Raw genomic sequence first — 20799 nt, forward strand, 5'->3', positions numbered from 1 at the left:
GTGTCGGCTGACGTTTAAGGGGGAATGATGCTGACGACGCTGACGCCATACCTGGACCGGGTCCGGGTCCACAGCAGCGGGGACGGTGACGGCTTCGGCTGGTTCCTGTTGATCTTGGCGATCATCATTATCATCATCGTGATCGTGGTGATCATCGTGAAGGTCAACCAGGCGAAGAAGCCGCCGATGTCCTTCCCGCAGAACCCGAACTTCGGCGGTGGCGGCCCGGCCCCGGGTTTCCCGCCGCCTCCCCCGCCCGCCGGTGGCCCCGCCCCGCAGGGCAACTGGCAGCAGCAGCCCGGCTTCCCGCCGCCGCCTCAGCCTCAGGCCGGTTTCGGCCAGGCGCCCGGCTTCCCACCGCCTCCGGCCCCGGCTCCGATGGGTTTCGCACCGCCGCCCGGCGCCCCGGCGCCGAACCCGTTCGCGTCCCAGCCGCCGATGCCCGCGCCCGGCTTCCCGCCGCCGCCTCCGCAGGCCGGGCCGCCGATGGACCCGGGCGCGGACCGCACGCAGGTCGTCTCCCCGCAGCAGCAGGCGGACGCCGGCGCCGACCGCACCCAGGTAGCCTCGCCCGCGGGTGGCGACCGGACGCAGGTGGTGCCCGGCGGCGCGGGTGACGCCACCCAGGTCGTCCCCGGTGCCGACCGCACCCAGGTCATGCCGCCCCGCCAGTAGGAGCCCACCGCATGGTCCGCGTCGACCCGAATTCGCCGATCCCGCCCTTCGAACAGGTCCGCACCGCCTACGCGACGCGGATCAACGACGGGACGCTGCCCGTCGGGGCGAAACTCCCGACCGTGCGGAAACTCGCCGAAGACCTCGGCATCGCGCCGAACACCGTCGCCAAGGCCTACCGCGAGCTCGAAGAAGGCGGCCTGATCGAGACTCGCGGCCGGGCGGGGACCTTCGTCAGCGCCGTCGGCGACGAGACCCGCGAACGGGCGAGGCAGGCCGCCGCCGACTACGCCGCGCTGACCAGGAAACTGGGGCTCGACCGCGACGAGGCCAAGGCGATCATCGATGCCGCCCTGGGCTGATCTACCCTCCGCTGGGACTAACGAAGGGGGTCTGCCGTGATCGGGATCATTCAGCTGCTGGTCATCCTGCTCGTGCTCGCAGGCGTGGGGGTCGGGATCTTCTTCCTGATCAAGACCCTCAACAAGCCGAAGCCGCCGCCTTACCCACCCCAGTACCCGCCGCAGCCGCCTTATCCGCCGCAGGGCGGTCCTCAGGGGCCTCAGGGGCCGTACCCGCCGCAGCAGTACCCCGGCCCACCTGGCCCGCCCCCGCAGCAGCCGCCGGGCTGGTGACGGGTTTTCTCGAAGTACATGAAGGCCCCCTTCCTTGCGCCTGGCTCCGTGAAGGACCCCTTCATGTACTTGGGCCTGCCGCCGAGGCCTGCCGCCGAGTCACATCGCGCGGTAGTCGCGGAGCTCGATCTTCGGCCCGAACCTCGGGCGGCGGAATCCGGCCGTCGACAGGTAACGCACCGCCCGCTGCCGCTGCGGCGAATACGGCGCCAGCACCTCCGACATCCCGGCGTCGTCGAGTTTCGTGCCGACCAGCGCGTGCCCCACCATCGACGGGATGTTGTAGTCCCCGAAGCTCACCGCGTCCGGGTCTCCCCAGGCGCGCTGCGCGATCTCCGCCGCCGTCCACACCCCGATGCCGGAGACCTTCCGCAGCCACGCCCGTCCTTCGACGCCTTTGAGTTCGACGGCCTTCTCCAGCCGCGGCGCGACCCGGGCCGCGGTGATCAGCGTCGTCCGCCGCTTCAGATCCACTCCGGCGCGATGCCATTTCCAGTCCACAATGGAGCGAATGGCGACCGGCGTCGGCGGCACGCGCAGCCGTGACGGCCCCGGTCCCGGCGCCGCTTCCCCGAACCACCGGCACAACTCGCCCCACGACCGCAGGGCCTCCGCGCTGGTCACCTTCTGCTCCAGCACGGCGAGCACCAGCGCGTCCCATACCCGGCCGGTCGAGCCGAGGCGCAGTCCCGGGTTCAGGCGCCGCGCCGACGCGATGACGTCGTGGTGCGCCACGAATTCGGAGTCGTCGTCGTGCGCGCCCAGCATCGCCGGGACGCCGTCGAGCAGCCTGTCCGCGCCGGGTCCCCAAGCCTCCGCCTCGACCTCGCCGTCCGCGCGCCGCAGCAGCGCGAGCGTGCCAGGACCGTCCGCGGTGTTGGCGGCCAGCCAGGTGACCCCGCCCTCGGTGCGGACGACGTTGGGCGACCGCGACCCACGGCTCAGCGGACCCAGCACCGTGTCCAGGTCGAGCTCGTAGCCGGGGCGGAATCGCACACACGGAAACTACCCCGCACTCGGCTAGGGTTACGCGGGCCACCCGGTGCCCGGCACCGCCGCGGCTAAGCTGATGCCCCCCAACCGTAAGCCGACGGAGGACACCGACGATGACATCGCGACCGGCGAAGGCCTCGATCGTCAGTGGGTACTTCAACCCGCTCCACCAGGGCCATCTCGACCTGTTCGAGGCCGCGCAGGCACGGTCCGGCTACCTGATCGTCATCGTCAACAACGATCCCCAGCAGGTCCTCAAGAAGGGCCGGGTGATCCAGACCGAGGACGTCCGCGCCCGGATCGTCCGCGCGCTGCGCATCGTCGACGACGTGTACGTCGCCGTCGAGCAGGGGCCGGGTATCAACGAGTCGTTCGACCTGATCCGCGCGGCGTACCCGGACACGGAACTCGAGTTCTGCAACGGCGGGGACCGGCGCAACGTCGACGAGCTGCCGGCCGACGAGGTCGAGGCGGGGGCCCGCAACGACATCTCGATGATCTACGGCATCGGTGGCACGGACAAGGCGGACTCCAGCACCCGGATCCTCTCGGACATGGAAGCCTGAGTCCCTCGGAGCCGGCCGTGTGCTCGGCAACTTTGTCGGAAGACGTTTGCGGGTCTGCTGACGGCAGCCGCTCCTAGGGCCTACCCTAGACAACACACAGTCGGCCCTGAACCCAGAGGGCCCCAGGTCAGTCGGGAGGCCTAGGGGAATGGACCCCCGTGCTCGGGCGGACGCCTTGCTCGCACGCGCAAGCGCGCGAGGAGCCTTCGTCGTGACACCGGACAACGCGACGTCTCCGATGGACTCCGCGAACACTCAGCAGATCCCCCGATCGGTGGTCGCCGAGATCGACCGGTCATCGGACCCGGACACGACCACCCAGCTACCGGCCTCACTGATCGCGGAGAACGACCACCCGCTGGCGGGCCCCGAACCGACGACGCGGCTGGACCTGCCGCCGGCGCGGGGCGAGGGCTCGACCCAGCCGCAGCCGTATCCCCGCCGTCCCGGCCTCCAGCCGACCAGGCCTCTGCCGCAGGCGGCGACCCCGCTCACCCGGCGGCCGCCCGCCGCGCCGGTGCAGAGTCCCCTGATCGAGCAGCAGGAGCCGGAGACCGTCGAGAACGAGACCGGCGGCCTGGTGCCGACGGTGAAGCAGAACCCTTCGGGACGCTCGAACCTTTCGCGCCGGCTGGACGGCATCTAGCCCCTCACGCGCATGTCATGAAAGGGCCGTTCAGGACAAAAAATGTCTTGAACGGCCCTTTCATGACATTCGGGAACCGGCTCAGGAAGCCCGGATCACCCGATCGATTTCCTTGATCGCCGCACCCCCGCCATAAGTGGCGTTCGACAGCATCGCGACGTCCAGTCCCTCGCCCGGGTAGTGCCGCATGAGCGAGCAGACGCCGACGTTCCCGCCGTCCTTGTAGTAGTTCCGCACCGAACCGTCCTGCGCCAGGACGAATTCGAGGCCGAAGCCGTACCAGACGCCACTGCTGTGAAGCACCTGCGGCGTCAGGAACTCCTTCGTGCGCTCAGGGCTCAAGAGCCGTTCTTCGCGGATCGCCCGCAGCAGCCGGACGAGGTCGCCGACGGTGCAGTACGCACCCCCATCGGGTGAACCGATCGGCGGGTAGCTGAAGATGTTCTGCTTCCAGCCGGTGACCCGCTCGCCGTCGAGGATCGGGTCCCAGCCCTCGGCGACCCGAGGCTGCGGATCGCGCCGGTCGAAGAACCCCGAATCGGTCATCCCCGCGCGGTCGAGCACGGTCTCCCGGACGTGGTCGCGGTACGGCGTTCCGGTGATCTCCTCGATCACCAGTCCGGCGAGGATATACCCCGAATTGCAGTACCGGCAGCCCTCGCCCGGCGCGAAATTCGGTACCCGGTAAGCGAAATTGGGCAGATGGTCACGCGTGTCGACGACCGAGTACACCGGCTTGTCGACCCACAGCGCCTCGTAGCTCTCGCCCGCTTCCTCGTCGGCGTCGTCGGCGATCCCGGACGTGTGCGTGAGCAGCTGCCGCGTCGTCGCCCCCGTCGCGATCGTCGTGCCGTCGAGGTCGAGGAACTCGCCGATCGGACGGTCGAGGTCCAGCCGTCCCTCGTCGGCCAGGCGCAACGCGGCGATCGCGGTGAGAACCTTGGTGATCGACGCGGTGTCGTACCGGACGTCCGGCGCGTTCGGCACCGACCAGCGGCGGCTGGCCAGGCCGTATCCGCGCTCGAAGAGCGTCTCGTCGCCGCGCCGGATCAGCACGACGCCGGAAAAGCGGTCCTCCCCGGCGCGTTCGGTCAGCCAGGCGTCCAACTCGGCGAAGTCCATGCACCGACGGTAACGACGGCGGGGAGCCGAGTCGCGCGAGTTCCGGTGGCCGGAACGGCTACTTCTGGCGCGTCTCCAGCTTGAGCCGCAACGCGAGCCCGGCCTTCACCGCGAGCATGACCGGCTTCCACAGGAGACCGCGGTGACGGTCCGCGAGGTAGCGGTACGCGCTGTCGTGGTGCGCGCGCAGCATCTTCGCCGAAGCCTGCGAAGTCGAGTGCCCGCCGATGTGCATGACGCTGGACGAAGGCGCGTACACGTTCAGCCAGCCCGCGCGGGTCATCCGATCGCCGAGGTCGACGTCCTCGAAGTACATGAAGTAGCGCGTGTCGAAACCGTCGACCGAGTCGAAGGCCTCCCGGCGGATCAGCTGGCAGGAGCCGGAAAGCCAGCCCGCCGTGCGCTCGACCGGGGTGCCGGTCTCCTGGCGGTACTGCCGCGTCCACGGGTTGCCCGGCCAGATCTTGCCGAACGCCGCGTGCCCGATCCCGCGGCCGAACGACGGCAGCAGCCGGGCCGACGGGTAGACCGTGCCGTCGAGATCGTGGATGAGCGGACCGAACGCGCCACCGCGCGGCCAGCGCTCGGCGACCTCCAGCAGCGCGTCGAGCGAACCGGGCTCCCATTCGAGGTCCGGGTTGACCACGACGACCCAGCCGTAGCTGTCGTCGAGTTCCGCGACGCCCCGGTTGGCGGCCGTGCCGTAACCGACGTTCTCGCCGATGCTGAGCAGCTTGACGTTGTCCCGGCGGGCGGCCTTCTCCGGCGCGCCGTCCGTCGAGTCGTTGTCGGCGACGACGACCTGGACGTCCCGGTCGGTCGCCTTCTCGAGGGTGTCGAGGAACTTCTCGAGGGTTTCGCCGGGGAAGTACGTCACGGTCACGACGGCGATCCCGTCGCCGTAGCTGGGGTGCTCAGTCACGCGGCCATTGTCCACCCGTCACCGAACGCGACTCCGGGCGCCCACCCCGGGCAGCGGCGATAGCAAAGGTCCCTTGCTCCGTCGGCGGCCTCGCCGGGTGCTGGAAAGCGAAAAGCCCGCGAGACGACCGTCCGGACGCGTCGCGGGCTCCCATACTCGGCCCCACCGGGGCCTCGCGCTCGAAGCGTACCGCCATTTCAGCGGCCGCTGGTTGAGGCCGGAACACGACTTGCCACTCAAGACCCTCTCGGCCCGGCGCGGTCTGGTAGTCCGACAGTGTTGCGAAAGCGACCTTCGCAACGTTGAAGGTTGTCAAAGCCACTTTCACAACATCCGAAGCCGGCACGCCGGTGAGTGAACACGACACCTTTGGCCTACTCCTCGATATCACTCACGAAGCAAGTCAGCCCGCTCGCCGCTGCGCGTGCCGGTACCAAGCCTTCGCGTAAGCCTCCCGATGGCGCTCCGCCGTCGTCGCCCACGAGAACTCCTTCGCCCGCAGCTGCGCCGCCTCGGCCAGCTCGGCCCGCCGCGCGGGAGCGTCGAGCAGTTCCGAAATGGCCGCGGCGACGTCTCCGGCGCCGACACCGCAGTAGGCGACGGCGTCCCCGCCGACCTCCGGCAGCGAGAGCCGCCGGGTCGTGAGCACGCTCGCGCCGCACGCCATCGCCTCCAGCACCGGCAGCCCGAAACCCTCGCCGAGACTCGGATAGGCGACCAGTTCGGAGCCGCCGAGGAAGCCGGCGAGCGTGTCGAAGGGCAGGTAGCCGGCCCGGATGACCCGCAGCCGGTGCGGCACGGCGTCCAGGGCGCGTTCGACCTGCGAGTCCCAGCCCGGTTGTCCGGCCAGCACCAACGCGGGCGGGTTCGGCCTGCCGGTCACGGCGTGTGCGAAGCCGCGGATCAGGGCGGGCACGTTCTTGCGCGGTTCCAGCGCGCCGAGGAAGGCGACGTACGGCGTCTTCCCGAGTCCGACCGCCTTGCGCGCGGCCTCGATCTCGGCGGCCGAGGGCGGATGGAACCGGTCCGGTTCGACGCCGTGGTGGATGATCTCCAGCTCGGCGGTCCGCACCTGGCCGACGCGCTCCAGCTCGGCCGCCGTCGCGATGCTCGGCACGACACAGAGCGTCGCGCGGCGAAGCGCCGTCGCGGTCCAGGCGCGGAAGAAGCGCGCCTTCACCGAAGAGTGCAACACCGCGTCGGTGAAGAAGGTCGCGTCGTGCAGCGTCACCACCGAAGCGGCAGGGCTGGCCAGCGGCATCGTGTAGTGCGGTGAATGGACGACGTCGGCGGCGAGCCGCCGGACCAGCCGGGGCAGGGTCGCCTGCTCCCAGGTCAGCCTGGCCGTCCTGGTCGACGTCGACGGCGAGGTGGGCACGATCCGGGCGCCGGGCGCCAGCCGGTCGTACAGCACCGCGTCCCGCGGCTGGCAGACGACGGTGATCCGCGCGCCGTCCGCGTCCAGGGCCGCGACCAGCGAATCCACGTAACGACCGACGCCGCCCCTGTCCGCGGGGACGGCGGTCGCGTCGATCAGCACGCGAGGGTCTTCGGTCACCCTAGGAGGGTACGGCGGCCCGTCACCTCCGCGGTGAGGAACCGACAAACTGATCGCGCTGGTGGAGACCCCAAACGGCGGAAGCGGCACGCCGCCAGGTGAACTCACTCGAACGGCTGAGACCACTGTCACGCAGCGCGGCCGCCCGCTCCGGATGGTCCAGCACGTCCCGCAAAGCGTCGGCAAGCGTTTGCGCCTCCCCCACGGGGACGACGACGCCCGCTCCCCCGGCGACCTCGACCAGCGCCGGGACGTCCGAATGCACCACCGGCACCCCGGCCGCCATCGCCTCGATCAGCGGCAGCCCGAATCCCTCCGCCCGGCTCGGCATCGCCAGCACCGACGCGCCCCGCAGCACGGACGCCAGTTCCGCGTCACTCACCTTGCCCAGCACCCGCACGTCGGCGCCGTGCTCGCGCGCCAGCGCCACCGGGTCGATCCCGCCCCAGCCCGGCTGCCCGGCCAGCACCAGCGGCACCCCGATCCGGCCGGCGGCCTCGATCAGCACGTCGACGCCCTTGCGGGGCTCGATCGTCCCGATCGCGAGCATGTACCGCTCCGGAACGGTGACCTCGGCGAACTCGGAATGCGGCCGGACCCCGTGCGGGATCACGCGCACCGGCACGGACACCGGCACCAGCGCCGCGAGCTCGTCCGCAATCGCTTGCGTGGGCACCGTGAGCGCGGTCGCCTTCCGCGCGGCCCGCGTGATCACCGCCTTGTGCCACGCGACGCCGCGCGGGGTCAGCGTCCCGGGATGCGTCCACGGCACGGTGTCGTGCACCGTGACCGACAGCGTCCGCCCCTTCGGCATCCGGGCGGGCGCGAGCGGCGTCGGCGCGTGGACCGCGTCGCCGCCCGGCCACCACGGCAGCCCCAGCTGCCAGGCCGCGATCAGCGCCCGCGGCGGGATCGGCAGCACTCGCGGCCCCTCGACGCCGTCGACGACCGCGGCTTCGATGTCGGTGTGCCGCGCGACCACGCTCGACACCGTCCAGCCCGGCGGCGCGGTCTCGGCGAGTGCCCGCAGCAGCTCGGCGGTGTAGCGGCCGGTCCCGCCGGGGACCGGCGCCAGCAGCTGCTCGGCGAGCACGACCAGTTCGGGCATGGTCTCTATTCTCTCTGGCATGACCGACGCCGAACCCAGCACCACCGTCGTCGTGGTCACCTGGCGCGGCGCCGCGCACATCACCGCCTGCCTCGACGCCCTCGCCGCGCAGTCCCGCCCGCATCGCACCCTGGTCGTCGACAATGCCTCCGACGACGGGACGGCCGCGTTCCTCGCCGCCCACCCGTCGAAACCCCGGGTGCTGCGGCTGCGGCGCAACACCGGGTACGCGGGCGCCATGGCCGCCGCACTGGACAAAGTGGACACCCCGCTGATGGCGTGGCTGAACGACGACGCCGCGCCCGCCGCGGACTGGCTCGCGACCTGCGAAGACACCCTCGGCAAAGCTCCGCTCGCCGCCGCCGTGAGCGCCCGGCTGACGCTGGCCGACGGGACCGTCCAGTCCACCGGCGTCCGGCTGACCGCCGACGGCCACGGCGCCGACCTGCCCGGATCCGCCGGCGAGATCTTCGGCTTCTGCGGAGGCGCGGCCGTGCTGAACGTCGAGGCCCTCCGCTCCGTCGGCGGCGTCCCGGCCTCCTACTTCTGCTACTACGAGGACACCGACACCGCGTGGCGGCTGCGGCTGGCGGGCTGGGACGTCGTCAGCGCGGACGCCGACGTCACCCATCAGCATGGCGCGAGCACCCGGCCGGGTTCGGTCCAGTTCCACCTGTGGAACGAACGCAACCGCCTGCTGACCCTCCTCCGCTGTGCGCCGAGACAGGTCGCGATCCGGCAGCTGGTGAAGTTCGCGGTGCTCACCCTCGTCCTGCCTCTCCGGGGGAAACCACCGGCGCCGAACTTCCGTCCGAGCCTGAGATGCCGGGCCCTGGGCGCCGTCGCCGCCCGCCTGCCGCGCACGCTGGTCGAGCGGCGGGCCATCGGGCGGCGGGCGGCGCTCGACCGAGGCGCGGTCTGGGAGGCGTGGGCCGGGCTTTAAGCTCTGACAGAAGACGGAGATGAAGGTCGAGTCCGAGAAGGGCCTCGCAGGAGCCCGCCCTCGGCCGAAGGCCCCGCTTCGCGACGGCAGGGCGCCCCGGCACCAGCGGCGAGGGGCAGGCAGACGAGCGCCCTGGCGGCGCGAAGCGGTCGCGGGCTCTTCATTGACACCGTCCAATCGAGTGCAGGGAGTACGGCTTTGGCGCAGGGGGAAACGCAACCGGTCGTCTCGGTGATCGTGGTGAACTACCGGGGAGCGGCCGACACCGTCACCTGCCTGCGCGCCCTCGCTGAACACGATTACCCGAACCTCGAGGTCATCTGCGTCGACAACGCCTCCGGCGGCGAAGACGTGGCCGAGATCAAGGCCGCCGCCCCGGGCGTCAAGCTCGTCGAGTCCCCGGTGAACTCCGGTTTCGCGGGCGGCTGCAACCTCGGTGCCCGGCACGCCACCGGCACCGTCCTCGCCTTCCTCAACAACGACGCCCGTCCGGCGCCGGGCTGGGTGGGCGCGGCCGTCGCCGAACTGCGCGCGCAGCCGACGGTCGCCGCGGTGGCCAGCAAGGTCCTCGACTGGGACGGCACCGGCACCGATTTCGTCGACGCGGGCCTGACCTGGTTCGGCATGGGCTACAAACGCCACGCGGGCGGTCCCCTGGCCGACGTCCCCTCCGCCGAACACGAGATCGCCAAGGACGTCCTGTTCGCGACCGGTTCGGCGATGTTCGTCCGCGCCGGGGTGTTCGCCGAACTCGGCGGGTTCGACGAGCGGTTCTTCATGTTCTACGAGGACGTCGACCTCGGCTGGCGGCTGAACCTGCGCGGCTGGCGCGTGCGGTACGTGCCGGAGTCGCTGACCTATCACAAGCACCACGCCACGATGTCCACTGTGGACGCTCCCGATTCCGGTCGCGAGACGTTCCTGCTGGAGCGCAACGCCCTGGCCGCGCTGTACAAGAACCTCTCCGACGAGACCCTCTCGCGCGCACTGCCCGCCGCGCTCGCGCTGGCCGTCCGCCGGGCGACGGCACGCGGAGACCTCGACGCCACCCAGCTCGACCTCGCCCACGGTGTCGGCCCGGCCGAGACCGGTCCGGTCGAGGTCCCGAGGACCACGCTGGCCGGCGTGCTGGCGATCGACCAGTTCGTCGAGCTGCTGCCGTCGCTCGCGGAGTCGCGCGCCGCCGAACAGGCCGCCCGCGTCCGCACCGACGCCGATCTGCTTCCCTTGCTGCGCAAGGCTTTGGAGCCCGCGTATCCGCTGCCGCGCTATCTGGCCGCGCACGACATCCTGGTCGAGACGTTCGGCATCGACGCACTCTTCGGGCAGCGCCGCAAGGTCCTGGTGATCACCGGCGACGCGATCACCGAACGGATGGCGGGCCCGGCGATCCGCGCGTGGAACATGTCCGCGACGCTGGCCACCGAGCACGACGTCCACCTGGTGACGGTCAACCCGCTCGCCGACCCGCCGCCCGCGCCGTTCCGGGTCAGCGCGGCGACCCGCCGCGATCTGGAGACCCCGATCGCCTGGGCCGACATCATCGTCCTGCAGGGTCACGTGCTGGAACTCGCGCCCTCGCTCAAGAAGCAGTACGCGCACAAGATCGTGGTCGCGGACCTGTACGACCCGATGCACCTGGAACTGCTCGAACAGGGCAAGGGCGTCCCCGACGACAAACGCGCGCTGGACCTGATCGGCGTCACCAAGGTCCTCGACGCGCAGCTGGAACGCGGCGACTTCTTCCTGTGCGCTTCGGAGCGGCAGCGTCATTTCTGGCTGGGTCACCTCGCCGCGATGGGCAGGCTTTCGCCGCGCCTCTACGACGCCGACCCGACCACCCAGTCGCTGCTCTCGATCGTCCCCTTCGGACTGTCCCCCAACGCACCGGTCCGCACCGGACCCGGCCTTCGGTCCACTTTGCACGGGATCGGCGAGACCGATCACGTCGTGCTGTGGGCGGGCGGGGTCTACAGCTGGTTCGACCCGCTCACCCTGGTCCGCGCGATCGAGCAACTACGGCAGCGTCGCGGCGACGTCCGCCTGGTGTTCCTCGGGATGAAGCATCCCAACCCCGAGGTCACCGAGATGGACATCGGGGCGCGCACGATGCTGCTGTCGGACACGCTCGGCCTCACCGGCAAGCACGTGTTCTTCAACCAGCACTGGGTTCCCTACGAGGAGCGCCAGAACTGGCTGCTGGACGCGAACTGCGGCGTCACCACGCACTACGAGCACGTCGAGACGACGTTCGCCTTCCGCACCCGGGTGCTGGACTACCTGTGGGCCGGGCTGCCGATCGTCACCACCGACGGCGACTCGTTCGCCGACCTGGTCCGCGAGGAGAAGCTCGGCGTCGTCGTCCCCGCCGAGGACGTGGACGCGCTGGCCGCCGCGCTGGAAAAGGCGTTGTACGACGAGGAATTCGCCGCGGGCTGCGTCGAGCGGATGGCCGCCGTCGCCCAGCGCTACGCCTGGCCGGAGGCGCTGAAACCGCTGGTGGAGTTCTGCCGGAACCCGCGGCCCGCCGCCGACCGGCTGCCCGGCTCGGACGACCTCGTGGTCACCGCGCCGGTGCGGGGCAAGGAAATGCTGCGCCGCGACGTCGACCTGATCCGCGAGTACCTCGCCGACGGCGGCCCGAAGGAACTCGTGCGGCGCGTCGGCGGCCGGGTGGTCAAGGTCGCCAAGCAGAGGCTCGGCCGTGGCTGATCGTCCGTTGCGCGTCCTGCTCGACGGGACCCCGCTGCTCGGTGCCAGGACGGGTATCGGCCGGTACACCGTCGCCCTGTCCGAAGAGCTCGCCTCGATGTCCGAAGTGGACACTCGCGCGGTGGCGTTCACGTTGCGCGGCTGGCGACGGCTGCGGCACGTGCTCCCGCACGGTGTCCGGGCCCGCGGCATGCCGGTGGCGGCACGGCTACTGCGCAAGGCGTGGCTGCGTTCGCAGCTGCCGCCGGTGGAGCTGTTCGCCGGGCCGACGGACGTCGTGCACGGCACCAACTTCGTGCTGCCGGGACGGTTCCGCGCGGCGGGTGTGGTGACGATCCACGATCTGGCCTTTTTGGACGCTCCCGAGGAACTCGCGCCGAGCGATCACGAACTCCCGCAGCTGGTCCGGCGCGGCGCCCGGCTCGCCGACGCGATCTGCACCCCCACCAACGCCGTCGCCGATCAGGTCGCCGAACGGCTCGACGTGGACCGCGGCAAGATCATCGTCACCCCGCTCGGGGTGAACCCGGCCTGGTTCACCGCGCGCCCGCCGGACCCCGAGCGCCGCAAGGAACTCGGTCTTCCGGACAAGTACCTGCTCTTCGCCGGCGCTCCCGGGCCCCGCAAGGGTTTGCACTGGCTCCAGCAGGCGCACGAGGCGGCGCCGGATCTGCCGGATCTGGTGTTCGTCGGTCCCGGTTCGTTCGCGGTGGGCCCGCGTTCACGGCATGTGGGCTACCTGTCGGACGTGAACCTCCGGCGCGTCGTCGCCGGGGCCAGCGCGCTGGTGCTGCCGTCGCGCGACGAGGGTTTCGGGCTTCCGGTGCTGGAAGCGCTGGCGTCGGACGTGCCCGTCGTGTGCACGGACATCCCGGCGCTGCGCGAGGTCGCGGGGAACTGCGCGAGCCTGGTGCCCTACGAAGACGTCGACGGGCTCGTGGAAGCGCTGCGGATGGCCGTCAGCGATCCGCACGCCGTCGCGACTTCGGCCGCGCGCCGCGCCCACGTCGCGAACTTCACCTGGCGCGCGTGCGCCGAACTCACCGTCGCCGCCTATCGCCAGGCCAGCACCAAACACTGACCTCCCGCGTTTCGTCCTCTGAATGCGGTTCTTGCGTATGCAACTACAGTATTCAGAGGACGAAATGCGACAGGGTCAGGAAGCGAAGTAGGCCTTCAGGGCATCGGTCCAGTCCCGAAGCGGCGTGAGACCCGCCTCGCGCCACGAAGCGTTCGACAGCACCCCGTACGCCGGGCGCTTCGCCGGACGCGGGAACTCCGCCGTCGTACAGGGCTTCACCCGCGCCGGGTCCGCGCCGAGTTCGGCGAAGATCGCTTGAGCGAACCCGCACCACGTCGTCGACCCGCCGCCCGTGCAGTGCAGCACCCGTTGTGACGGACCCTCTCCGGCGACAACGCGACCGGCCAGCTCCAGCAGTCCGGCGGCGAGATCGCGGGACCAGGTCGGCGCGCCGGTCTGATCGTCCACTACGGACAGTTCTTCACGTTCTTTTTCCAGCCGCGCCATGGTCTTCACGAAATTCGACCCGGTCTTGCCGTACACCCAGGACGTCCGCACGATCCAGGACCGCGCCCCCGAACCGAGGACAGCGTCCTCGCCTGCCGCCTTCGTCCGGCCGTACGCGTTGAGCGGCCCCAGCAGATCCGTGACCTCGTACGGCGAAGTCGCGTCGCCGGTGAAGACGTAATCCGTGGACACGTGGATGAGCGGCACCCCGCGCGACGAACACGCCGCGGCGAGCACCCGGGGGCCGTCGGCGTTCACCGCGAACGCCCGCTCCTCGTCGGTTTCCGCCGCGTCGACCGCGGTGTAGGCGGCCGCGTTGATCACCACCGGCGACGTCCCCGCCGCCCGTGCCCGGTCCGCCAGTTCGGTGACCGCGGCGACGACCTTGCCGGTGTCGCGCACGTCCAGCTCCGCGGACGACGGCGTCGCGGAGTCCGGCGCCAGCGCCGCGATGTCCTGCCCCAGCTGGCCGGATCCGCCCGGTACGAGAACACTCAGCACTTTCAGGCCCCCGCGCGGTTCTTCAGCGGCTCCCACCACGAACGGTTTTCGCGATACCAGGCGACCGTGTCGGCCAGACCGTCCTCAAAGGACATCCGGGGCGCGTAACCGAGCTCGGCCGAGATCTTGGCGATGTCCACCGAGTACCGGCGATCGTGGCCCTTGCGGTCCTCGACCGGTTCGACGCTCTCCCAATCGGCGTCGACGGCGGTCAGCAGCCGCCCGGTCAGCTCGCGGTTGGTCAGTTCCGTACCACCGCCGATGTTGTAGACCTCGCCCGGCCTGCCGCCGTCGGCGACGAGCTGGATCCCGCGGCAGTGGTCGTCCACGTGCAGCCAGTCACGCACGTTGAGCCCGTCGCCGTACAGCGGGACCTTCTTGCCGTCGAGCAGGTTCGTCACGAAGAGCGGGATGACCTTCTCCGGGAATTGGTACGGACCGTAGTTGTTCGAGCACCTCGTGACACAGACGGGGAGTCCGTGGGTGCGGAAGAAGGAACGGGCCAGCAGATCCGAGGAGGCCTTCGACGCCGAATACGGCGAATTCGGCTCCAAAGCGTGGTCTTCGGCCCAGGATCCCTCGTCGATCGAGCCGTAGACCTCGTCGGTCGACACGTGGACGAACTTCCCGACCTCGGCCTCGAGCGCGGCCTGCAGCAGGGTCTGCGTGCCGAGCACATTGGTCAGCACGAAGTCGGCGGCACCGGCGATCGAACGGTCCACATGGGACTCGGCGGCGAAGTGGACGACGAGGTCGATGCCTCGCATCAGCTCGCTGACCAGGGCGGCGTCGCAGATGTCGCCCTTCTCGAACCGGTAGCGCGGGTTCTTGCGCACCGGCTCCAGGTTCGCTTCGTTGCCCGCGTACGTGAGCTTGTCGAGCACGATCAGCTCGGCGTCGGCCAGGCTCGGATACGCCCCTGTCAGCACCTGGCGGACGTAATGCGAACCGATGAACCCGGCACCCCCGGTGACCAGCACGCGCATCCCGCGATCCCTCCTTGACGACTTCCCGGTCCGGCGAGTGTGTCACGACCGGGGCAACCTTTCACCAGCCTACGGACGTCTAACACGGAGATCAGTAGAGTCATGGTCGAGGCACGAGTGTGCCCTGGGGAGATTCGTGGAGGACCGCACGTGACCGAGTGGCCCGGGCCACCCATTCCGGCGCGCCGTGGCGGCGTCGCGATGTTCGCCCGCCGCGGGGTGAAGGTCGTGTTCAGCCTGGTCTCGATCACGATCCTGACGCTGACCTGGTGGGGCTGGCAGTTCATCGGCGACCCGTCGCAGGGCTTCGCGACCACGAACATCTTCGAAGACAACGGGCACCCGCCGGCGAAACCGCTGGACGGCGCGATCGACATCCTGCTCGTCGGCCAGGACAGCCGCACCGACGCGCAGGGCAACCCGCTGCCGCGCGAGGTCCTCGACATGCTGCACGCCGGTGTTTCGGACGGCGAGCGCCAGACCGACACGATGATCCTGGTGCACATCCCCCAGAACGGTAAGAAGGCGGTCGCGATCTCCTTCCCCCGTGACTCGTGGGTCGAGATCACCGGCGGTTTCGGCAAGCACAAACTCAACAGCGCGTACGTGTACGCCTACAACGACACGTCGAAGACGCTGCAGCAGCAGGGCAACTCCGACCTCAAGGACGTCGACGCCAAGGCCAAGGACGCCGGGCGCAAGAACCTGATCGCCACGCTGGAGAAGTTCATCGGCAAGCCGAAGATGATCGACCGGTACGCCGAGGTGAACCTGTCGAGCTTCTACGAGATCACCAAGGCGATCGGCGGCGTCGAGGTCTGCCTCAACAACGCCGTCAAGGAGAAGAAGTCCGGCGTGGACCTGCCCGCCGGGAAGTCGACCGTCGAAGGGGTCCAGGCGCTCGCGTTCGTCCGGCAGCGGTACGACCTGCAGAACGGCGACCTCGACCGGATCGCGCGGCAGCAGGCCTTCCTGTCCGGGCTGGCGAACAAGGTCCTCTCCTCCGACGTCCTGATCAACCCGGCGAAGATCTCGGACCTGATCGCCGCGGTGAAGAAGTCGGTCGTGCTGTCGGCGGGCTGGGACCTGCCGGAGTTCGCCGCGCAGATGCGCGGGCTGACCAGCGGGAACGTCGAGTTCCACACGATCCCGACCCAGGGCGACGCGACCATCGGCGGCGCCGCCGTGCTCCGGGTGGACCCGGCGCAGGTGCAGGCCGAGGTCACCCGCCTGACCTCCGACGGCGAGACGGCACCGACCTCGACCCCGGCCACGCTGCCGGGCGCGGAAGCGGTGACCGTCGAACTGTTCGACGGCTCCGGCTCCCCCACGATGGCCACCGAGACCCGGAACCTCTTGCAGGGCAAGGGTTTCAAGCTCGCGGCGGACACCAAGCTCAGCACCCGCAACTCGACGGTCATCCGGCACGCGCCGGGCGACGAGGCCGCGCTGGCCCTGATCAAGCAGGTCTTCGGCACCGCGGTGCAGACCGAGGCGGATCGCGACGTCGCCCCCGGCAAGGTGCGGATCCTGCTCGGCAAGGACTTCAAGGGCGCGTCCACGAACCAGGGCGGCGTGGCCACCACGTCCGCGCCGAAACCGCCGCCCGCCTCGAAGCCCGTTCAGCCGTCCTCCAGTGCCCCGGCGGCGCCCACCACGACGCCGATCGTCGCGGGCGATGTGCCCTGCGTCAATTAATTCCGGGTACTCAGCGTGGCCGACCTCTCCGTGGCCTAGCCTTCTCCTACGATCGGACCAACGGGCAGCGCAAGGGGAGGTGAACAGGGATGGATGGCGAGGACAAAGCCGCCAACGAACAATCCGAACAGTTGGACGCCGAGGATCCGAAGCCGGAAGAGGCCGCCACCTCGGACACCGAGAGTGACGAAAAGCCGCGGTTCGTCCCGACGCCGTACCCGCGTAATCCGCTCCCCCAGCCGTCGACGCCGCCCGAGGACGAGGACGAACCGGTCTCGGGTGTGCTCGACGTACCCGAGCGCCCGCTGCGCCGCGCCGGCCGGTACACCCGCCGGATCGCGGTCGGCCTCGTGTCGCTGCTCGCCCTCGGAACGACGGGCTACGCCTACGTCACCAAGGACCAGTTGCAGAACAACGTCCCCACGACGAACGCCCTGAGCAGGGCCGACGATCCCGCCGCGCCGCCCCCCGACGACGGCGCGAACGACATCCTGCTGGTCGGCAGCGACGCGCGGACCGACGCGCAGGGCAATCCGCTGCCGCTCAAGGTGCTCAAGGAGCTGCGCACCGAGGAGAAGGCGGGCGTCAACACCGACACCATCATCATCCTGCGCATCCCGAAGAACGGCGGGAAGCCTTCCGGCATCTCCATTCCGCGCGACACCTGGACCGACATCCCCGGTCGCGGTCCGAACAAGATCAATTCGGCGTACGGCGTCGCGAAGACCCACTACGCGAACGCGCACCGAGGCGAGTCCGACCAGGCGAAACTCGAACGCGACTCCGATCAGGAGGGTCGCAAGGCACTGGTCCAGACCGTCCAGGACCTGACGAAGATCCGCATCGACCACTACGCCGAGGTCAACCTGCTCGGGTTCTACCTGCTGACCGAAGCGCTGGGCGGCGTGAAGGTCTGCCTGAACCACTCCACCGAGGACAAGGATTCCGGCGCGAACTTCCGGCGCGGCGAACAGACCGTCTCCGGCGGCGAGGCGCTTTCCTACGTGCGCCAGCGGAAGAACCTGCCGCGCGGCGACCTCGACCGCATCGTGCGCCAGCAGACGTTCCTGTCCTCGGCGCTGAACCAGGTGCTCTCGGCGGGCACGCTGACCAGCCCGTCGACGATGGCGGGCCTGATGGACGTCGTGCGCCGGTCGATCGTCCTCGACGAAGGTCTGGACCTGCTGGAGTTCGCGCAGCAGGCGAGGGGCATCGCGTCGGGCGACCTGACGTTCACGACCATCCCGGTGGTGAACATCAACGGCCGCAGCGCCGACGGCCAGAGCATCGTCGAGATCGATCCCGCCGCCGTGCGGAGTTTCGTCGCCGGGCTGGCGGGCCGGGGCGGTGGCGGCGGGGCTTCCGGCGCGGCTCCCCTGCTCGCCGCGTCGAGCGTTCCCTGCGTGAACTAGCGTGAGAGGCGTGAGCCTCACCGAACTGCTGCTGCGGCCCCTGCTCGGGTCGCCCGCGAAACCGCTGATCACGCATTACGACGACAAGCAGGGCAGCCGGGTCGAACTGTCCGTGGCAACCACGGTGAACTGGGCCGCCAAGACGGCGAACTGGCTGGTCGACGAGTTCGACGTCGAACCGGGCGACGAGGTCGCCGTGGTGCTGCCGTCGCACTGGCAGACCGCCGGCGTCCTGCTGGGCGCGTGGTGGTGCGGCGCCAGGGTGGTGACGGAGACCGCGGGCGCGCGGGTGGCGTTCGTCGCGCCCGGTGGCGTTTCCGAGGCGGCCGCGACGGCCGTCGTCTCGCTTCACCCGATGGGTCTCGGCCTGCCCGCCGGTTCCGTACCCGACGGGGCATTGGACTACCTGACCGAGGCCAGGCTTTCGGGTGACCAGTTCAGCCCGTTGTTCCCCGTGCCCGGCGACACCCCGGCGCTGGGTTCGTCCACTGTGGAGGAAGCACTCGCCGAAGCTCGTTCCCGTGCTTCAGATTTGGGCCTGTCCGCCGAGGACCGCGTACTGTCCACTGTGGAGTGGTCCGGCTCCGAGGGAATACTCGCGGGTTTCGTGACGCCCCTCGCGGCCGGTGCGCATCTGGTCCAGGTCACCGACGCGGATCCGGCCAAACTCGCTTCCCGGCGCGAAGCGGAGCGGACGACCGCGGATCTCCCCTCCTGAAGTGTCATGAAAGGGCCGTTCCTGACATATTTCGTCAGGAACGGCCCTTTCATGACATCCGGGTCAGGCGTCCTGAAGCTGCTTCGCCTCACGCTTGCGTCCGAAGAGCACGTGGTCGAGCGACAGCTTCCCGGCGTTGAAGCCGAGCGCGAGCCCGGCCACCGCCAGGACGAGGACGAGTTCGTAACCGCCCTGACCGGTCAGTCCGTTGTCGACGTGCACCGAGAGCAGGGCACCGACGGAGACCACGACGAAACCGAGGCCCACCAGCGGCGTCAGGAAACCGACGATGAACAGGATCGAGCCGACGATCTCCACCGCGATCGCGAAGATCGCCGCGAGCGTCGGCAGCGGGATTCCGGTCTGCTCGAAGAACTTCGCGGTGCCGTCGATCCCGTTTTCCCACTTCTGCAGGCCGTGTGCGAGGAAGACCACACCGACACCGATCCGGCCCAGCAGGAGGGCGACATCCTTGAAACGAGCGAACATCGGGTATCAGCTTTCTGGTCGGTGAATATTCAACTTACCGGGATCACGGTAAGGCACCGGGCGCCCCGGACGGCACCTCCGGAGCGTGATCGACAGGTACCCGACAGGAACCGGGCTCGGTCCTCTGTGGAAGGTCACGGATGTCATTCCCCCGTACGGCGCCGTTTGTCCCGAGCGCCCGAAGGGCAGAATCTGCAGCGTGATGGATGAACGTCTGATCGGCCTCTGGTCGGACCGCATGCTGTTCCCGAGCGATGTCGAGTCCGCCGAACTGGCGTTCCGCGGCGACGGCTCCGGCTGGCTCTATTGGTCGAGCTGGAGCACCGAGTTCACGGTCTCGCGCTACACGTGGGCGGCGTTCGCCCCGGGCTCGCTGGCACTGAAATTCCATCGCACCGTCAACGGCACGTGGTCGATCGACGACGGCGTCACGCGGCACGACGTCGAATCCGACGAGCCGGAGGAATCCGTGATCGAGGTCGGCTACGCGATCGCTCCCGGCGAGGATCCGTTCGGCAATCCGGTGACCCTGCTCTCCCTGGACCGTCCGTTGGACGACCATCTCGCGGGCTCGCGGTTCGCGTGGGTCGACAAACCGGATTCGCTCAGCGATCCGTCCGCCGACGCTCCCCGGCGAGGCCCGTCCAACCCCCGCTGACGGCCAGCAGTTCCAGGACGCGCTCCGCCTGCTCGGCGAATCCGGCCAGGTCGGCGTGCAGCAACGCGATCCGCTCGGCGTCGAGCGGGACCTCGTCGTCGGCCCACAGCTCGATCACCGTGCTGACCGTCCAGACGAGGAACTGGATGATCCGGATGAACTCGTCCGATGGTTCGTCGACGGCGTCGCGGTAGCCCGTCTCGATCTCGTCGCAGGCCGCGACCAGCTCACGCAGCGGCTTGACGACGTCGGCCGCCGTCCCGTCCCACGCGGCGGACGGCCACGTACGATCCCCGAGTTCGAGCCACAACCGCCAGCCGGCGATCAGCTCGGCCTCGTCGTGCGGTGTCCACGACACCGGAGCGAACCAGAACATCCTCCGAGAGTGACACCGGCGGCCCATGATCGCCGTACTTCCGTGAAGCATCTCACCGACGCCTGACCTCACACGCGCGATTGGTCACCTACTCGCGCCCGCGGCTACCGCACTTCGTCACCTAAGCGCGAGATACGCGTGAAGGCCCCCTTCCCTCGGCTGAGCCGAGGGAAGGGGGCCTTCACGCGCTTGAGCGGACTCAGCCCTTGAGCAGGGCGCGCGCCATGACCATGCGCTGGATCTGGTTGGTGCCTTCGTAGATCTGGGTGATCTCTCGGCCGGTTTCGACCCTCCTGGCGATCATGCTTGAAAACTGCCTCTGAGCTGCTGAAACGCCTCTCGACAGTTCTCGGTGGATCTTGGCCCTACCCAACGTCTGACGGCCTGTAGACGGCCTGGCGAACCCTGCCCACACCTCCCCTTCATCCCGATACGAAGCCAGCACGCGGCCGGTGGCATCGGGTCAAGGCACGCTTTCCAGCCTTGACGCGGTGTTACCGGCCGTTGTCACGATCAGGCTTCGGGGTGAAGGAGATCGACAACTGCGCGTAAC

Annotated in this window: 21 protein-coding genes; 12 read left to right on the forward strand and 9 right to left on the reverse strand. The window is 69.7% G+C overall.

Features of this window, described 5'->3' with window-relative positions:
* Positions 1 to 27 precede the first annotated feature (27 nt).
* From IE302_RS25545 to IE302_RS25555, 3 genes are read left to right on the forward strand one after another with little or no spacing between them, the layout of a single operon-like run.
* The gene (locus IE302_RS25545) at positions 28 to 675 is read left to right on the forward strand and encodes a hypothetical protein (RefSeq protein WP_229907935.1); all 648 of its coding nucleotides are present in this window, start codon (positions 28 to 30) and stop codon (positions 673 to 675) included.
* 11 nt (positions 676 to 686) lie between these two features.
* Positions 687 to 1037 (forward strand): GntR family transcriptional regulator, encoded by a 351-nt coding sequence (locus IE302_RS25550; RefSeq protein ID WP_191257020.1) that lies wholly within the window; start codon positions 687 to 689, stop codon positions 1035 to 1037.
* A 36-nt stretch (positions 1038 to 1073) separates the two neighbouring features.
* Entirely contained in the window at positions 1074 to 1310 is a 237-nt protein-coding gene (locus tag IE302_RS25555; RefSeq protein WP_229907936.1) for a hypothetical protein, read from the forward strand.
* A gap of 99 nt (positions 1311 to 1409) precedes the next feature.
* Here IE302_RS25555 and IE302_RS25560 read toward each other — a convergent pair whose 3' ends face one another.
* Entirely contained in the window at positions 1410 to 2306 is an 897-nt protein-coding gene (locus IE302_RS25560; protein ID WP_191257021.1) for a DNA-3-methyladenine glycosylase family protein, read from the reverse strand.
* Positions 2307 to 2416: 110 nt separating this feature from the next.
* Between IE302_RS25560 and IE302_RS25565 the strand changes: the two genes are divergently transcribed.
* Both IE302_RS25565 and IE302_RS25570 read left to right on the forward strand, forming a co-directional pair.
* Positions 2417 to 2869 carry an adenylyltransferase/cytidyltransferase family protein gene (locus IE302_RS25565; RefSeq protein WP_191257022.1) on the forward strand — a complete coding sequence of 151 codons (453 nt, stop codon included), beginning with the start codon at positions 2417 to 2419 and terminating at the stop codon, positions 2867 to 2869.
* A gap of 211 nt (positions 2870 to 3080) precedes the next feature.
* Positions 3081 to 3515 (forward strand): hypothetical protein, encoded by a 435-nt coding sequence (locus IE302_RS25570; RefSeq protein ID WP_229907937.1) that lies wholly within the window; start codon positions 3081 to 3083, stop codon positions 3513 to 3515.
* Positions 3516 to 3596: 81 nt separating this feature from the next.
* Here the strand turns inward: IE302_RS25570 and IE302_RS25575 are convergent, their stop codons facing one another.
* From IE302_RS25575 to IE302_RS25590, 4 genes are all read right to left on the reverse strand, one after another.
* Positions 3597 to 4637, reverse strand: a complete 1041-nt coding sequence (locus IE302_RS25575) for a serine hydrolase domain-containing protein (RefSeq protein WP_191257024.1) — start codon at positions 4635 to 4637, stop codon at positions 3597 to 3599.
* A 58-nt stretch (positions 4638 to 4695) separates the two neighbouring features.
* On the reverse strand, positions 4696 to 5559 hold the full coding sequence (locus IE302_RS25580; RefSeq protein WP_191257025.1) for a glycosyltransferase family 2 protein: 864 nt from the start codon (positions 5557 to 5559) through the stop codon (positions 4696 to 4698).
* A gap of 403 nt (positions 5560 to 5962) precedes the next feature.
* Positions 5963 to 7099 carry a glycosyltransferase family 4 protein gene (locus tag IE302_RS25585; RefSeq protein WP_191257382.1) on the reverse strand — a complete coding sequence of 379 codons (1137 nt, stop codon included), beginning with the start codon at positions 7097 to 7099 and terminating at the stop codon, positions 5963 to 5965.
* A 40-nt stretch (positions 7100 to 7139) separates the two neighbouring features.
* Positions 7140 to 8225: a glycosyltransferase family 4 protein gene (locus IE302_RS25590; RefSeq protein ID WP_191257026.1), complete on the reverse strand. Its 1086-nt coding sequence runs from the start codon at positions 8223 to 8225 to the stop codon at positions 7140 to 7142.
* Positions 8226 to 8244: 19 nt separating this feature from the next.
* Between IE302_RS25590 and IE302_RS25595 the strand changes: the two genes are divergently transcribed.
* From IE302_RS25595 to IE302_RS25605, 3 genes are all read left to right on the forward strand, one after another.
* Positions 8245 to 9168, forward strand: a complete 924-nt coding sequence (locus IE302_RS25595) for a glycosyltransferase family 2 protein (protein ID WP_191257027.1) — start codon at positions 8245 to 8247, stop codon at positions 9166 to 9168.
* Positions 9169 to 9366: 198 nt separating this feature from the next.
* Positions 9367 to 11880 (forward strand): glycosyltransferase, encoded by a 2514-nt coding sequence (locus tag IE302_RS25600; RefSeq protein ID WP_191257028.1) that lies wholly within the window; start codon positions 9367 to 9369, stop codon positions 11878 to 11880.
* Positions 11873 to 12961 (forward strand): glycosyltransferase family 4 protein, encoded by a 1089-nt coding sequence (locus IE302_RS25605; protein ID WP_191257029.1) that lies wholly within the window; start codon positions 11873 to 11875, stop codon positions 12959 to 12961. The genes IE302_RS25600 and IE302_RS25605 overlap by 8 nt, the downstream gene beginning before the upstream one ends.
* Before the next feature lie 75 nt (positions 12962 to 13036).
* Here the strand turns inward: IE302_RS25605 and rfbD are convergent, their stop codons facing one another.
* Positions 13037 to 13909: a dTDP-4-dehydrorhamnose reductase gene (gene rfbD / locus IE302_RS25610; protein ID WP_191257030.1), complete on the reverse strand. Its 873-nt coding sequence runs from the start codon at positions 13907 to 13909 to the stop codon at positions 13037 to 13039.
* A gap of 2 nt (positions 13910 to 13911) precedes the next feature.
* Positions 13912 to 14895, reverse strand: a complete 984-nt coding sequence (rfbB, locus tag IE302_RS25615; RefSeq protein WP_191257031.1) for a dTDP-glucose 4,6-dehydratase — start codon at positions 14893 to 14895, stop codon at positions 13912 to 13914.
* 150 nt (positions 14896 to 15045) lie between these two features.
* On the opposite strand from rfbB, the gene IE302_RS25620 reads away from it, so the two are divergent.
* From IE302_RS25620 to IE302_RS25630, 3 genes are all read left to right on the forward strand, one after another.
* The gene (locus IE302_RS25620) at positions 15046 to 16593 is read left to right on the forward strand and encodes an LCP family protein (protein WP_191257032.1); all 1548 of its coding nucleotides are present in this window, start codon (positions 15046 to 15048) and stop codon (positions 16591 to 16593) included.
* Positions 16594 to 16682: 89 nt separating this feature from the next.
* Positions 16683 to 18005: an LCP family protein gene (locus IE302_RS25625; RefSeq protein WP_191257033.1), complete on the forward strand. Its 1323-nt coding sequence runs from the start codon at positions 16683 to 16685 to the stop codon at positions 18003 to 18005.
* Positions 18006 to 18015: 10 nt separating this feature from the next.
* On the forward strand, positions 18016 to 18723 hold the full coding sequence (locus IE302_RS25630; protein ID WP_191257034.1) for a TIGR03089 family protein: 708 nt from the start codon (positions 18016 to 18018) through the stop codon (positions 18721 to 18723).
* 63 nt (positions 18724 to 18786) lie between these two features.
* Here IE302_RS25630 and IE302_RS25635 read toward each other — a convergent pair whose 3' ends face one another.
* A complete protein-coding gene (locus tag IE302_RS25635; RefSeq protein ID WP_191257035.1) occupies positions 18787 to 19212 on the reverse strand; it encodes a DoxX family protein in 426 nt (141 codons plus the stop codon).
* A 202-nt stretch (positions 19213 to 19414) separates the two neighbouring features.
* Between IE302_RS25635 and IE302_RS25640 the strand changes: the two genes are divergently transcribed.
* A complete protein-coding gene (locus tag IE302_RS25640) occupies positions 19415 to 19870 on the forward strand; it encodes a hypothetical protein (RefSeq protein WP_191257383.1) in 456 nt (151 codons plus the stop codon).
* Here the strand turns inward: IE302_RS25640 and IE302_RS25645 are convergent.
* Positions 19818 to 20246, reverse strand: coding sequence for a hypothetical protein (locus tag IE302_RS25645; RefSeq protein WP_005155464.1), 429 nt, complete (start codon positions 20244 to 20246; stop codon positions 19818 to 19820). The genes IE302_RS25640 and IE302_RS25645 overlap by 53 nt on opposite strands.
* Between the last annotated feature and the right edge of the window lie 553 nt (positions 20247 to 20799).

This window comes from Amycolatopsis oliviviridis, assembly GCF_014654365.1.
Taxonomy (GTDB): domain Bacteria; phylum Actinomycetota; class Actinomycetes; order Mycobacteriales; family Pseudonocardiaceae; genus Amycolatopsis; species Amycolatopsis oliviviridis.

Bases quoted from the DNA above. Each gene is read 5' to 3' on its own strand.
- IE302_RS25595 (WP_191257027.1), top strand. From the start codon at position 8,245: ATGACCGACGCCGAACCCAGCACCACCGTCGTCGTGGTCACCTGGCGC.
- IE302_RS25635 (WP_191257035.1), bottom strand. From the start codon at position 19,212: ATGTTCGCTCGTTTCAAGGATGTCGCCCTCCTGCTGGGCCGGATCGGT.
- IE302_RS25590 (WP_191257026.1), bottom strand. From the start codon at position 8,225: ATGCCCGAACTGGTCGTGCTCGCCGAGCAGCTGCTGGCGCCGGTCCCC.
- IE302_RS25575 (WP_191257024.1), bottom strand. From the start codon at position 4,637: ATGGACTTCGCCGAGTTGGACGCCTGGCTGACCGAACGCGCCGGGGAG.
- IE302_RS25565 (WP_191257022.1), top strand. From the start codon at position 2,417: ATGACATCGCGACCGGCGAAGGCCTCGATCGTCAGTGGGTACTTCAAC.
- IE302_RS25640 (WP_191257383.1), top strand. From the start codon at position 19,415: ATGGATGAACGTCTGATCGGCCTCTGGTCGGACCGCATGCTGTTCCCG.
- IE302_RS25625 (WP_191257033.1), top strand. From the start codon at position 16,683: ATGGATGGCGAGGACAAAGCCGCCAACGAACAATCCGAACAGTTGGAC.
- IE302_RS25645 (WP_005155464.1), bottom strand. From the start codon at position 20,246: ATGTTCTGGTTCGCTCCGGTGTCGTGGACACCGCACGACGAGGCCGAG.
- rfbB (WP_191257031.1), bottom strand. From the start codon at position 14,895: ATGCGCGTGCTGGTCACCGGGGGTGCCGGGTTCATCGGTTCGCATTAC.
- IE302_RS25545 (WP_229907935.1), top strand. From the start codon at position 28: ATGCTGACGACGCTGACGCCATACCTGGACCGGGTCCGGGTCCACAGC.
- IE302_RS25550 (WP_191257020.1), top strand. From the start codon at position 687: ATGGTCCGCGTCGACCCGAATTCGCCGATCCCGCCCTTCGAACAGGTC.